General features: G+C 51.5%; 11 protein-coding genes. 2 read left to right on the top strand and 9 right to left on the bottom strand.

Annotated features, from left to right (window positions below):
• Positions 1-21 precede the first annotated feature (21 nt).
• From rffG to trxA, 8 genes are all read right to left on the bottom strand, one after another.
• Positions 22-1,089, bottom strand: a complete 1,068-nt coding sequence (rffG, locus tag OGY83_RS00920) for a dTDP-glucose 4,6-dehydratase (protein WP_286634932.1) — start codon at positions 1,087-1,089, stop codon at positions 22-24.
• Positions 1,089-2,351, bottom strand: coding sequence for a UDP-N-acetyl-D-mannosamine dehydrogenase (gene wecC, locus OGY83_RS00915; protein ID WP_123269211.1), 1,263 nt, complete (start codon positions 2,349-2,351; stop codon positions 1,089-1,091). The genes rffG and wecC overlap by 1 nt, the downstream gene beginning before the upstream one ends.
• Positions 2,348-3,478, bottom strand: a complete 1,131-nt coding sequence (wecB, locus tag OGY83_RS00910) for a non-hydrolyzing UDP-N-acetylglucosamine 2-epimerase (protein ID WP_079939639.1) — start codon at positions 3,476-3,478, stop codon at positions 2,348-2,350. The genes wecC and wecB overlap by 4 nt, the downstream gene beginning before the upstream one ends.
• Before the next feature lie 55 nt (positions 3,479-3,533).
• Positions 3,534-4,580, bottom strand: a complete 1,047-nt coding sequence (wzzE, locus tag OGY83_RS00905) for an ECA polysaccharide chain length modulation protein (protein ID WP_003829003.1) — start codon at positions 4,578-4,580, stop codon at positions 3,534-3,536.
• Between the two features lie 12 nt (positions 4,581-4,592).
• Entirely contained in the window at positions 4,593-5,696 is a 1,104-nt protein-coding gene (gene wecA / locus OGY83_RS00900) for a UDP-N-acetylglucosamine--undecaprenyl-phosphate N-acetylglucosaminephosphotransferase (RefSeq protein ID WP_079939640.1), read from the bottom strand.
• Between the two features lie 238 nt (positions 5,697-5,934).
• Positions 5,935-7,194, bottom strand: a complete 1,260-nt coding sequence (gene rho / locus OGY83_RS00895) for a transcription termination factor Rho (protein ID WP_002437993.1) — start codon at positions 7,192-7,194, stop codon at positions 5,935-5,937.
• 87 nt (positions 7,195-7,281) lie between these two features.
• Positions 7,282-7,401, bottom strand: a complete 120-nt coding sequence (locus OGY83_RS00890) for a rho operon leader peptide (protein WP_049259789.1) — start codon at positions 7,399-7,401, stop codon at positions 7,282-7,284.
• A 130-nt stretch (positions 7,402-7,531) separates the two neighbouring features.
• Positions 7,532-7,861, bottom strand: coding sequence for a thioredoxin TrxA (gene trxA, locus OGY83_RS00885; RefSeq protein WP_001280776.1), 330 nt, complete (start codon positions 7,859-7,861; stop codon positions 7,532-7,534).
• 143 nt (positions 7,862-8,004) lie between these two features.
• Here trxA and rhlB point away from each other — a divergent pair, with 143 nt between their 5' ends.
• Both rhlB and gppA read left to right on the top strand, forming a co-directional pair.
• Positions 8,005-9,273, top strand: coding sequence for an ATP-dependent RNA helicase RhlB (rhlB, locus tag OGY83_RS00880; RefSeq protein ID WP_286634930.1), 1,269 nt, complete (start codon positions 8,005-8,007; stop codon positions 9,271-9,273).
• Positions 9,274-9,409: 136 nt separating this feature from the next.
• Positions 9,410-10,891: a guanosine-5'-triphosphate,3'-diphosphate diphosphatase gene (gppA, locus tag OGY83_RS00875; RefSeq protein ID WP_003829016.1), complete on the top strand. Its 1,482-nt coding sequence runs from the start codon at positions 9,410-9,412 to the stop codon at positions 10,889-10,891.
• A 47-nt stretch (positions 10,892-10,938) separates the two neighbouring features.
• Here gppA and rep read toward each other — a convergent pair whose 3' ends face one another.
• The gene (rep, locus tag OGY83_RS00870) at positions 10,939-12,960 is read right to left on the bottom strand and encodes a DNA helicase Rep (RefSeq protein WP_003829018.1); all 2,022 of its coding nucleotides are present in this window, start codon (positions 12,958-12,960) and stop codon (positions 10,939-10,941) included.
• Positions 12,961-12,964 lie beyond the last annotated feature (4 nt).

Genomic DNA, 12,964 nt, shown 5'->3' with positions numbered 1-12,964 from the left:
CCGGGAGCCAAAACCAGGCTGTTAGCCCTTCAGACCTAAACGTTCGCCCTGGTAACTGCCGTCCTGCACGGGTTTCCACCATGCCTGATTAGCCAGATACCACTCCACGGTTTTGCGCATTCCGCTTTCAAACGTTTCTTGCGGCATCCAGCCTAGCTCACGCGCAATTTTCGACGCGTCAATGGCATAACGCAAATCATGACCCGGGCGATCGTCCACAAAAGCGATTAAGTTGCGGTACTGCGCGATACCCAGCGGCTTTTGCGGTGCCAGCTCTTCCAACAGGCTGCAAACCGTTTCGACAACCTCCAGGTTTTTACGCTCGTTATGGCCACCAATATTATAGGTTTCACCCACCGCGCCCGTTGTCGCCACACAATAGAGCGCCCTGGCATGATCTTCTACATACAACCAGTCACGGATCTGTTGCCCATTGCCGTAAACCGGCAACGGCTTCCCCGCCAATGCGTTGAGGATCATCAGCGGAATCAGTTTTTCCGGGAAATGGTACGGACCATAGTTGTTAGAACAGTTGGTTATCAGCGTTGGCAGGCCGTAGGTACGTAGCCAGGCACGGACCAGATGATCGCTGCTGGCTTTCGACGCGGAATAAGGGCTGCTCGGCGCATACGGCGTTGTTTCAGTGAAGAAATCATCCGTAGAATGCAGATCGCCATACACCTCGTCAGTCGAGATATGGTGGAAACGAAACGCTGATTTTTTCTCGCTGGTTAAATCACTCCAGTAAGCACGCGCCGCTTCCAACAGCGTGTAGGTTCCCACAATGTTAGTTTCGATAAAGGCGGCCGGACCATCAATGGAGCGATCGACGTGGCTTTCTGCCGCCAGATGCATCACGCAGTCCGGCTGATAGTGTTGAAACACCCTGTCGAGCGAAGCGCGATCGCAGATATCGACTTTCTCAAAGGTAAAACGAGGATTCTGTGCAACCGGCTCCAGCGACATCAGGTTTCCGGCATAGGTCAGCTTATCGACCACAATTGCCGCATCCTGAGTCTCCTGAATGATATGGCGAACAACCGCCGAGCCGATGAATCCCGCTCCACCGGTAACCAGAATTCGCTTCATTAGCGCCAGACTCCTTTGGTATCCACGACATATTGCTGGTAAACCGCATCGCCTTTAATGGCTTTAAATTCATTATGGTCAACCAGCAAGACCAGCACATCGGCGCTTGCCAGAGCATCGTCCAGCGTAGCCAGTTGGCACAGACCGTCCAGTTTTTTCGGCAGTTGATGGATGTTCGGCTCCACCACCAATGTTTCGCCTTTGTGCCAATGCGCGATGCTTTGCGCAATTCCCATCGCCGGGCTTTCACGTAAATCATCAATATTCGGTTTGAATGCCAGACCAAAACAGGCAATTTTCACTTCGCTGGCCCGTTTATTGGTATCCGCCAGACAGTCAGCCACGGCAGCTTTTACCTGATCAACCACCCAATGAGGCTTACCGTCGTTTACCTCGCGCGCGGTGCGAATCAATTTCGCCTGCTGCGGGTTCTGCGCCACGATAAACCACGGATCAACCGCGATACAGTGTCCGCCAACACCCGGACCCGGTTGCAAAATATTCACGCGCGGATGGCGATTTGCGAGGCGAATCAGTTCCCAGACGTTGATCCCCTGATCGGCACAAATCAGCGACAGCTCATTGGCGAAGGCGATATTGACGTCGCGGAAGCTATTCTCAGTTAGCTTGCACATTTCCGCAGTGCGGGCGTTGGTCACAACACATTCACCCTCGAGGAAGATGTTGTATAGCTCGCTGGCGCGTGCGGAACAGACGGAGGTCATTCCGCCAATCACGCGGTCGTTTTTAATCAGCTCAACCATCACCTGGCCCGGCAACACGCGTTCTGGGCAATAAGCAATATTAACATCAGCCTGTTCACCGACCTGTTGCGGGAAAGTCAGGTCAGGACGCATTTCTGCCAGCCATGCGGCCATCTGTTCAGTGGCTCCGACAGGCGACGTAGATTCAAGGATCACCAACGCGCCTTTTTTCAGCACTGGTGCAAGAGATTTAGCCGCGGCTTCTACGTAGACCATATCGGGTTCATGCTCCCCCTTAAACGGGGTAGGCACAGCAATCAGATAGGCATCCGCGTCTACAGGGGTTGTGGTCGCGCGCAGAAATCCATTTTCGACCGCCGTTTTCACCACGGTGCCCAAATCTGGCTCAACGATATGAATTTCACCGCGATTAATGGTATCCACCGCGTGTTGATTTACATCTACGCCAATCACATGCTTTTGACGGGAAGCAAAGGCAGCCGCCGTCGGCAGTCCGATATAACCCAGCCCAATGACAGAAATGGTCGTAAAACTCATAGCGATATCCGATTATTTTTTAACGCGTGTAAAATGCGGTCACATGCCTGCCCGTCACCATACGGATTATGGGCGCGGCTCATGGTCTGATATTCATTCTCGTCATGCAGCAAACGCGTGACTTCTTCGACAATACGCTGCGGGTCTGTCCCTACCAGACGTACTGTGCCTGCGGTAATCGCTTCTGGACGTTCCGTCGTTTCGCGCATCACCAGTACCGGTTTCCCCAGAGATGGGGCTTCTTCCTGAATTCCTCCAGAGTCGGTAAGGATCAGCCAGGCGTGATTCATCAGCCAGACAAACGGCATGTAATCCTGCGGTTCAATCAGGATGACGTTTTCAACGTGACCCAAAATGCGATTAACCGGTTCGCTGACGTTAGGATTCAGGTGAACCGGATAGACAATCTGCACGTTCTGATTGGCCGCAGCAATTTCCGCCAGCGCATGGCAAATGTGTTCAAAACCGCGACCGAAGCTTTCCCGACGATGACCGGTCACCAGTATCATCTTTTTATCCGAGCTCAGGAATGGGTAATGCTCTGCCAGTTCAGCTCGCAATGCATCACTCGCCAGTACGCGGTCACGCACCCAGATCAACGCATCAATAACCGTATTACCTGTAACAAAAATACGGCTATCGGAAATGTTTTCCCGCAGCAGGTTTTGCCGCGAATTTTCTGTTGGCGCAAAATGATACATCGCCAGATGCCCGGTCAGCGTACGGTTCGCCTCTTCCGGCCAGGGAGAGTAGAGATCGCCGGTACGTAAACCCGCCTCCACATGCCCTACCGGGATGCGCTGATAGAACGCGGCCAGGCTAGTGGCAATAGTTGTCGTGGTATCGCCGTGAACTAACACAACGTCGGGTTTAAAATCAGCCAGAATGGGCTTTAATCCTTCCAGTATTCGGCAGGTAATTTCTGTTAGTCCCTGACCTGGCTGCATAATATTGAGATCGTAGTCAGGTACAATGGAAAAGAGGTTCAACACCTGATCGAGCATCTCCCGATGCTGCGCCGTGACGCAAACTTTTGCCTCAAAATCAGGATCTTTTGCCAGCGCATGAACCAGAGGTGCCATTTTTATGGCCTCCGGTCGCGTGCCAAATACAGTCAGTACTTTCACATCGATTCTCTTCGGATTGGCAGTGAGGGCCCAGCCCCTCACTGCAACGATATTGCTAAATCGTGCGGCGACGGGTTAACGCAACACCAGCACCGATCAGAGCCCCAACGATGCCCCACATAATCATCAAGAAGGCACGACGAGGGCTGTCACGTTTTACCGGTTCCTCCGGCGTACGCAAATAACGATAGGTCTGAAAACGCGGATCCAGAGTTGGCCCAACGTTCAGTGTGTTAAGCATGGCTCGGTTTTGGAAGTAGTCCAGATCGAAATCGGGACCAACAGATTGCAGGTTTTCGAGTCGCGCCTGCAGCATAGGGCGTCCAAGCAAAAACAGTTCTGAATCGGGTAATTCTTCAGCCGGAACGTCAGTGGAAGTACGCGAAATATTATGCTGCTCAGCAATTTTGAGTGCCTGCTCAATGTTATGAACACGGCGGGAGAAGATCGATTTCGCCACTTCTTCCTGGCGTTTAACCTGCGCCTTCATTTGCACGGTGCGCGCAGCCCAAGCTCCCTTTAACTCGTCGTTCAGATGACGCGCTGCACGCTGACTGGCAAACGCGACGTACTGACGCAACAGATTGTTGGCATCAGGCGCCGTTTCGGCAATCAGCTTCACGCTGTCATTAGTATTACGAACCGCATCGCCAGGCATAAACTGAATGTTATTAATCAATTCATCCAGCATCGCCGCATCGGCTTTACTGTTACCCACCATCCGTTGCTTGTAGTAATCAGTCTGCTGCCAGAATTCACGGCGCGTATCCCATGAGGCAAGCTGCATGATAAATTCTTTATAGGCTTCATCCATCACTGACGGCTGATCCGCTGATGCAAGACTGGCCTTGATGTCCAGGTTACGTAAGAACTGCTGCTGAGAGTAATAGCCGCCCAACATATTAACCGTTGGCCGGTCTGAAATCGCCGTCGCGCTCCACTCCTGACGAGCAAAAAACGTATAGGCGAGAGCGACTAGCGCGAAGGCGAGAGCCATACCGACGATCCACACCTTCCCTGTCCACAAAGTACGAAACAACCCACGGATGTCCAGTTCATTTTCAGCGCTCATGGCATGTTCCCCCGGTAATGGTTGTGTCATCGTACCCTCAATTTATTTGGTTAAGTTTGGTTTACTGTCACGGTTTCTACGCAGCTTGCGCTTCCAGCGTTTGATAAATCTCGCTACCTTCCAGGCACGTTTAATACAATAGTCGTACAAGACAAATGCCAGTAAAAAGAGCACCAGCATCACCCATTCTGGAACGATCCGAGAATATTCAGCCAGCACGCCGATAGAAGCCAGGATCGCAGCAGCCAGCGTAATCAGGACAAAAGCCTGTCGGGAGGTAAACCCGGCACGCATGATTAAATGGTGAATATGTTGACGGTCCGGGGAGAAAGGACTCATGCCTTTACGTAAACGACGATACATAATCGCCACCATATCCATTAACGGAATGGCAATAATCCACAGTGCGGTGACCGGGCTAATAGGATGCGTTTTACCTTGAGTGGTCTCCAGCAGGATCCAGATGACCGTAAAACCAATCAGCGTACTCCCCGCATCGCCCATAAAGACCTTGTAGCGACGTCCGAGAATACCCAGGTTCAGCATGATGTAAGGCAGAATGGCGGCGATCATGGCAAAACACCAAATTGCCAGGCTTGTCTGGCCGTCAAACCACAAAATAAGCCCCATTGCGGCGAATGATACGCTGGATAGCCCGCCTAACAGACCATCAATCCCATCCACCATGTTAAAGGCGTTAATTGCAGCCCAAACGGCGAAAAGGGTAAGGAAATAACCAAAAGGCCCGAGCACCATCTCCCAGGGGCCAAAAATGAACCCAAGGCTCAACAGATAGAGCTTACCAACTGCCATCATAATGATGCCGATGATAGCCTGGATGGTCGCACGGATTTTTACACTGATATCAAAGCGGTCGTCCAGCGCACCGATAAACACCAGTACACCGGCACAAGCCAGGTAGAGAGTTGCATGCGGGATATAATAATCGGCGATGAGGAACGTAAAGCAAATGCCTGCGTAAACCGAAATCCCCCCAACCAACGGAATCAGTCCCTGATGACGTTTGCGGAAGTTGGGTTTATCCACCAATCCTATCTTTTTCGCAACCTTGCGGGCAAAGAAAAGAAACAGCGTTGTGAATAAAAAAATACTGATGAGATCAGTACTTGCTGTCAGTAAATTCACTATACATACTCTCAAAGAATATCAATATATGAAGTATAACCATCCAGGCGATTATTCAGAAGAGAAACCCGATTCCATATCAGGTGGTTCTGTATGATTATTAACCACAAAATACGAATTACAACCCTTCGTCGCCAGGCGGTATGTCATACCGGATTATTATTATTGTGTCGTTAAGATTACATCCACAAAAGCAAAACGCCACGTAAAAACGTGGCGTTTTCAGATGATGCCCGAATCAGGAACGCTTCATCATATCGAAGAAGTCGTCATTGGTCTTGGTCATCGCCAGTTTGTTAATGAGGAATTCCATTGCGTCGATTTCACCCATAGGATGGATGATTTTGCGCAGAATCCACATTTTCTGCAGCTCTTCCTGGGTGGTGAGCAGCTCTTCTTTACGGGTACCGGAACGGTTGTAGTCGATAGCCGGGAAGACGCGTTTTTCAGCAATCTTACGAGAGAGATGCAGTTCCATGTTGCCGGTACCTTTAAACTCTTCGTAGATAACTTCATCCATTTTAGAGCCGGTATCAATCAGCGCAGTCGCGATGATGGTCAGGCTACCGCCCTCTTCCACGTTACGTGCTGCACCAAAGAAACGCTTCGGACGATGCAGGGCGTTGGCGTCCACACCACCGGTCAGTACTTTACCGGAAGCCGGAACCACGGTGTTATATGCACGCGCCAGACGGGTGATGGAATCAAGCAGAATGATAACGTCTTTCTTGTGTTCAACCAGACGTTTCGCCTTCTCGATAACCATTTCCGCAACCTGAACGTGGCGGGAGGCAGGTTCGTCAAAAGTAGACGCAACCACTTCACCTTTCACCAGACGCTGCATCTCGGTAACTTCTTCCGGACGTTCGTCAATCAGCAGCACCATCAGCACGCAGTCAGGATGATTGTAGGCAATGCTCTGCGCGATGTTCTGCAGCAGCATGGTTTTACCCGCTTTCGGCGGAGCAACAATCAGACCACGTTGGCCACGACCGATCGGCGATGCCAGATCCAGTACACGCGCCGTTAAGTCTTCAGTAGAACCGTTACCACGTTCCATACGCAGACGAGAGTTTGCGTGCAGCGGCGTTAAGTTCTCAAAGAGGATTTTGTTACGGGCGTTTTCTGGTTTGTCGTAGTTAACTTCGTTAACTTTCAACAGCGCAAAGTAGCGTTCACCTTCTTTCGGCGGGCGAATCTTACCAGAAATGGTATCACCAGTGCGGAGGTTGAAACGGCGGATTTGGCTGGGAGAAACGTAGATGTCATCAGGACCGGCGAGGTAGGAGCTGTCTGCAGAGCGGAGGAAACCAAATCCATCCTGCAATATCTCCAGCACACCGTCACCAAAGATATCTTCGCCACTCTTTGCGTGCTGCTTCAGGATGGCAAAAATAATGTCCTGCTTGCGCATACGAGCCAGGTTTTCAAGGCCCATATTTTCGCCGAGAGTGATCAGCTCAGAAACCGGCGTATTCTTTAATTCGGTAAGATTCATAATGGTGTGAGTTCTTAAACTTGGGGTAAATCTCGAACTTAATGTTGTGAATGGTATGGCAGGGTCATCCATGCCTGTTTACGGCCATCAACTCATGTCTGTTCGCTGTCTGGTCACAGGAAAGTACGCAGAACTGAAACGACAAGACGGATTGAGTGACAAGCCAGGAATCTGTCCACTTCTCGCGCGAGAAACAACGGGAAGTATTGGATATAACTAGATTCAAACTTAATAAGGTATGTTTAATACGAAGTCAACACTAACTTAGCACGACTCAAGTCGGGCGTCCAGTCATCCGAATCATTTCGAAGTAGGGTCGCCCGATCATGAGACTTCCTTACGCTAAATTAGCGTCGAGGAATTCTTTCAACTGACCTTTGGACAGTGCGCCGACTTTCGTCGCCGCAACTTCGCCGTTTTTAAACAGCAGCAGGGTCGGGATGCCACGGATACCATACTTCGGCGCGGTGCCTGGGTTTTGGTCAATGTTCAGTTTAGCAACCGTCAGTTTGCCCTGATATTCGTCAGCGATTTCATCCAGAATCGGAGCGATCATTTTGCACGGACCGCACCACTCTGCCCAGAAATCAACGAGGATTGCTCCGTCCGCTTTGAGTACATCCGTGTCAAAACTGTCGTCAGTCAGGTGAATAATTTTATCGCTCATAATAACTCCACAGGAATAAGCCTGGTGCATTGGTATAGCATTAATCAACGACGTGTTGATGTAGCATTAACCAACTAAAGGTTGACTTTATTTCACCGGATACGCTTTCGTAAAGCAATAGTAAGCTGATATTCTACCACACTATGAGCAAAACACATTTAACAGAACAGAAGTTTTCCGACTTCGCCCTGCACCCAAAGGTGATAGAAGCCCTTGAAAACAAAGGCTTTCATAACTGCACGCCCATTCAGGCCCTCGCGCTGCCGCTAACGCTGGCTGGTCGTGATGTTGCCGGGCAGGCGCAAACCGGTACCGGAAAAACGATGGCGTTCCTGACGTCAACGTTTCATTATCTTCTCTCTCATCCCGCGATTGCCGATCGCAAGGTGAACCAACCGCGTGCGTTAATTATGGCGCCAACGCGTGAGTTAGCCGTGCAGATCCACGCCGATGCCGAGCCGCTGGCACAGACCACGGGTCTGAAATTAGGCCTCGCGTATGGCGGCGACGGTTACGATAAACAGCTGAAAGTGCTGGAAAGCGGCGTCGATATTCTTATCGGCACGACCGGCCGTCTCATCGACTATGCAAAACAGAACCACATTAATCTGGGCGCGATTCAGGTCGTGGTGCTGGATGAAGCCGATCGTATGTACGATCTGGGCTTTATTAAAGATATCCGTTGGCTGTTCCGTCGTATGCCGCCAACCAACCAACGTCTGAACATGCTGTTTTCTGCAACGCTCTCTTACCGCGTTCGCGAACTGGCGTTCGAACAGATGAATAACGCTGAGTACGTTGAAGTCGAACCGGAACAGAAAACTGGCCACCGCATTAAAGAAGAGCTCTTCTATCCTTCCAACGAAGAGAAAATGCGTTTGCTGCAAACGCTGATTGAAGAAGAGTGGCCAGATCGCGCCATTGTTTTTGCTAACACCAAGCATCGTTGTGAAGATATCTGGGGCAGCCTTGCTGCGGACGGCCATCGCGTCGGTCTGCTGACCGGTGACGTGGCACAGAAAAAACGTCTGCGTATTCTTGATGAATTCACCCGTGGCGATCTCGACATTCTCGTTGCGACGGATGTCGCTGCGCGTGGTCTGCATATCCCAGCCGTAACGCACGTATTTAACTATGACCTGCCGGATGACTGTGAAGATTACGTTCACCGAATCGGTCGTACCGGACGTGCTGGCGCAAGCGGTCACTCTATCAGCCTTGCCTGTGAAGAGTACGCGCTGAATTTACCCGCAATCGAGACCTATATCGGCCACTCGATTCCGGTCAGCAAGTATAACCCGGATGCGCTGATGACCGATCTGCCGAAGCCGTTGCGCTTAACGCGCCCGCGCACAGGCAATGGCCCACGCCGTACCGGTGGTGCTCCGCGTAATCGTCGTCGTTCAGGTTAAGAAAAGTTATGCCATACACAAAATCATTCAGCCTGTATCAAGGCGGCAAGAAAACGAATCCCGATGAGCTTACTTTAGTAAGTGATTCGGGTGAGAGAACGCAGCCAACACAGATACAGGTTGAAGGATGAAGTGTATGAATTCTACTTCGCTGTATGCGGCAATCGATCTCGGCTCGAATAGTTTTCATATGCTGGTTGTACGCGAGGTGGCAGGAAGCATCCAGACGCTCACGCGTATCAAACGCAAAGTGCGTCTGGCCGCTGGACTCAACGGTGACAACGAGCTTTCTGTTGAAGCGATGGAGCGCGGCTGGCAATGCTTGCGCCTGTTTGCAGAACGTCTGCAGGATATTCCGCATCCACAAATCCGCGTGGTCGCCACGGCAACGTTACGCATCGCCGTAAATGCCGATGTGTTTATTGCTAAAGCGCAAGAGATCCTTGGCTGCCCTGTCCAGGTGATTAGCGGTGAAGAAGAAGCGCGACTGATTTATCAAGGTGTAGCCCACACAACCGGCGGTGCCGATCAGCGTCTGGTTGTGGATATTGGCGGCGCCAGTACTGAACTGGTCACCGGCTCCGGTGCACAAACCACCTCTCTGTTCAGCCTGTCGATGGGCTGCGTCACCTGGCTCGAACGGTATTTTACCGATCGTAATCTGGCACAGGAAAACTTTGACGAGGCAGAGAAGGCCGCACGTGAAGTTCTGCGCCCGGTCGCCGACAAACTGCGTTTTCATGGCTGGAAAGTTTGCGTTGGTGCCTCTGGTACCGTCCAGGCGTTGCAGGAAATCATGATGGCGCAGGGCATGGATGAGCGTATTACGCTGGCCAAACTTCAACAGCTTAAGCAGCGCGCCATTCACTGCGGTCGTCTGGAAGAGCTGGAAATCGAAGGGTTAACGCTGGAACGAGCGCTGGTTTTCCCCAGCGGGCTGGCCATTCTGATTGCTATTTTCACCGAACTGAACATTCAATGCATGACCCTGGCCGGCGGGGCATTACGTGAAGGTCTGGTTTACGGTATGCTGCACCTGGCGGTGGATCAGGATATTCGTAGCCGCACATTACGCAATATCCAGCGTCGCTTTATGGTCGATACAGAGCAAGCACATCGCGTTGCCAATTTAGCGACTAAATTTCTCGATCAGGTAGAAAAAAAGTGGCATCTTGAACCGATTAGCCGCGAACTACTGATTAGTGCCTGTCAGCTGCATGAAATTGGCCTAAGCGTTGATTTTAAACAGGCACCACAGCATGCCGCTTATCTGGTGCGCAATCTCGATCTCCCGGGTTTTACCCCTGCGCAAAAGAAACTGCTAGCAACGCTGTTACTCAACCAGACCAATCCCGTCGATCTCTCTTCGCTCCACCAGCAAAACGCAGTGCCACCGCGCATCGCGGAGCATCTTTGCCGTTTGCTACGTTTGGCGATCATCTTCGCCAGCCGTCGCCGCGACGATCTGGTGCCTGAAATTCAAATGGATGCAAGAAACGAGCACCTGACGGTCACGCTACCAGAAGGCTGGCTGGAACATCATCCGCTGGGTAAAGAGTTAATCGATCAGGAAAGCCAGTGGCAAAGCTATGTTCACTGGCCGCTGGACGTTCATTAGATGTTGGTTGCCGGATAGCGCTTACTCGTATCCGGCCTACAAAATATCTACTTCGCTTTAGCTTTCGCCATCATCGCCCGAATATTAGCGATGCTGGCCTGTCCTTTTTGCATCCGCTCCTCAGCACTCACCACTTTACGCTCTTGTTCCCAGATAACGTCATCTTGCGGCAGTTCCAACAGGAAGCGACTCGGTTCCGGGCGCACCAGTTCACCGTACTGACGACGCTCTTTACATAGCGTGAAGATGAGTTCTTTTTGTGCACGCGTAATCCCTACGTAAGCCAGACGACGCTCTTCGTCGATATTATCTTCATCGATGCTGCTCTGGTGCGGCAAAAATCCTTCTTCCATTCCCACCATAAATACATACGGGAATTCCAGTCCTTTTGAGGCATGCAGCGTCATCAACTGCACCTGATCCAGTTCTTCTTCGCTCTCTCCGCGCTCCATCATGTCGCGCAGGGTAAAACGAGTAACGACCTGGGTCAGGGTCATCGGCTCTTCCAGCTCACTGCCTTCCAGCATCTCCGTCATCCAGCTGAACAGCGTATTGACGTTTTTCATACGCATTTCAGCCGCTTTCGGGCTCGGCGAGGTTTCATAAAGCCAGGATTCGTAATCAATACCGTGGATCAGATCGCGCACTGCGGCAACCGGTTCGCGCTCCGCCAGGCGCTGAATTTCACCCAACCAGTGCGTAAAACGGGTCAGAGAGTCATACCCGCGCCCGGTTAGTGTCTGGCTAAGCCCCATATCAAAGCTGGCGGTAAACAGACTTTTATTACGCGTCATCGCCCATTCACCCAACTTTTGCAGCGTGGCCGGACCGATTTCACGCTTTGGCGTGTTTACGATGCGCAAAAATGCGCTATCGTCATCCGGGTTGCTCAGCACGCGCAGGTAGGCCAGCAGATCTTTAATCTCCGGGCGCGAGAAGAACGACGTCCCGCCGGAAATTTTGTACGGGATGCGGTTTTGCATCAGAAACTTTTCGAACACACGCGACTGATGGTTACCGCGATACAGGATGGCGTAGTCTTTATATTGCGTCTTATTCACAAAGTGATGGGCAATTAATTCCCCGGTCACGCGTTCCGCTTCGTGCTCTTCATTATTTGCGCTCAGCACCTTCAGCTCAGCCCCGTAACCCAACTCGGAAAAGAGCCGCTTTTCAAAGACGTGCGGGTTATTCGCAATGAGGATGTTCGCCGCCTTCAGGATACGACCTGATGAACGGTAGTTTTGCTCCAGCTTCACCACCTGCAAAGCCGGAAAATCTTTGCTTAGCAGTACCAGGTTCTGCGGACGTGCGCCACGCCAGGAGTAGATCGACTGATCGTCATCACCCACGACGGTAAAGCGCGCACGTTTACCTACCAGCAACTTCACCAGCTCGTACTGGCTGGTGTTGGTATCCTGATATTCATCCACCAGCAGGTAGCGGATTCTGTTTTGCCAGCGCTCACGCACCTCTTCATTACGCTGCAGCAGCAGCGTGGGAAGCAGGATCAGATCGTCAAAATCGAGGACGTTACACGCCTTCATATGCGCGTCATACAGACCATAGCAGTGGGCAAAAATACGATCGCGCTCGCCCTTTGCGCTGGCTGCTGCCTGCGCCGGGGTCATCAGATCATTTTTCCAGTTAGAGATCGTCGAGATCAACTGCTGGAGAATAAGCTTATCGTCTTCGATTAGCCCTTCAGTCAGTTCCTTAAGCAAGGCCACCTGGTCAGTATCGTCAAACAACGAGAAGTTCGACTTCATCCCCAGCGCCGCATATTCACGCTTAATGATATCCAGTCCCAGGGTATGGAAGGTGGAAATCATCAACCCACGCGCCTCTTTACGGCCCAGCGTTTGCGCCACGCGCTCTTTCATCTCGCGCGCAGCCTTATTGGTAAAGGTCACTGCCGCAATATGTCGTGCCTGATAGCCACATTCACGGATCAGATGGGCGATTTTGTTGGTGATAACACGCGTTTTGCCGGAACCCGCTCCCGCCAGCACCAGGCAAGGTCCGGTGACGAATTCGACGGCTTGTTGTTGTCCGGGGTTCAAACGCATAAAG

It is taken from the genome of Citrobacter sp. Cpo090, from assembly GCF_030332665.1.
Taxonomy (GTDB): Bacteria; Pseudomonadota; Gammaproteobacteria; order Enterobacterales; family Enterobacteriaceae; genus Citrobacter; species Citrobacter portucalensis.
This window is presented reverse-complemented; position numbering and strand designations above follow the sequence as displayed.

Bases quoted from the DNA above. Each gene is read 5' to 3' on its own strand.
- rffG (WP_286634932.1), bottom strand. From the start codon at position 1,089: ATGAAGCGAATTCTGGTTACCGGTGGAGCGGGATTCATCGGCTCGGCG.
- wecC (WP_123269211.1), bottom strand. From the start codon at position 2,351: ATGAGTTTTACGACCATTTCTGTCATTGGGCTGGGTTATATCGGACTG.
- wzzE (WP_003829003.1), bottom strand. From the start codon at position 4,580: ATGACACAACCATTACCGGGGGAACATGCCATGAGCGCTGAAAATGAA.
- rho (WP_002437993.1), bottom strand. From the start codon at position 7,194: ATGAATCTTACCGAATTAAAGAATACGCCGGTTTCTGAGCTGATCACT.
- trxA (WP_001280776.1), bottom strand. From the start codon at position 7,861: ATGAGCGATAAAATTATTCACCTGACTGACGACAGTTTTGACACGGAT.
- rhlB (WP_286634930.1), top strand. From the start codon at position 8,005: ATGAGCAAAACACATTTAACAGAACAGAAGTTTTCCGACTTCGCCCTG.
- gppA (WP_003829016.1), top strand. From the start codon at position 9,410: ATGAATTCTACTTCGCTGTATGCGGCAATCGATCTCGGCTCGAATAGT.
- rep (WP_003829018.1), bottom strand. From the start codon at position 12,960: ATGCGTTTGAACCCCGGACAACAACAAGCCGTCGAATTCGTCACCGGA.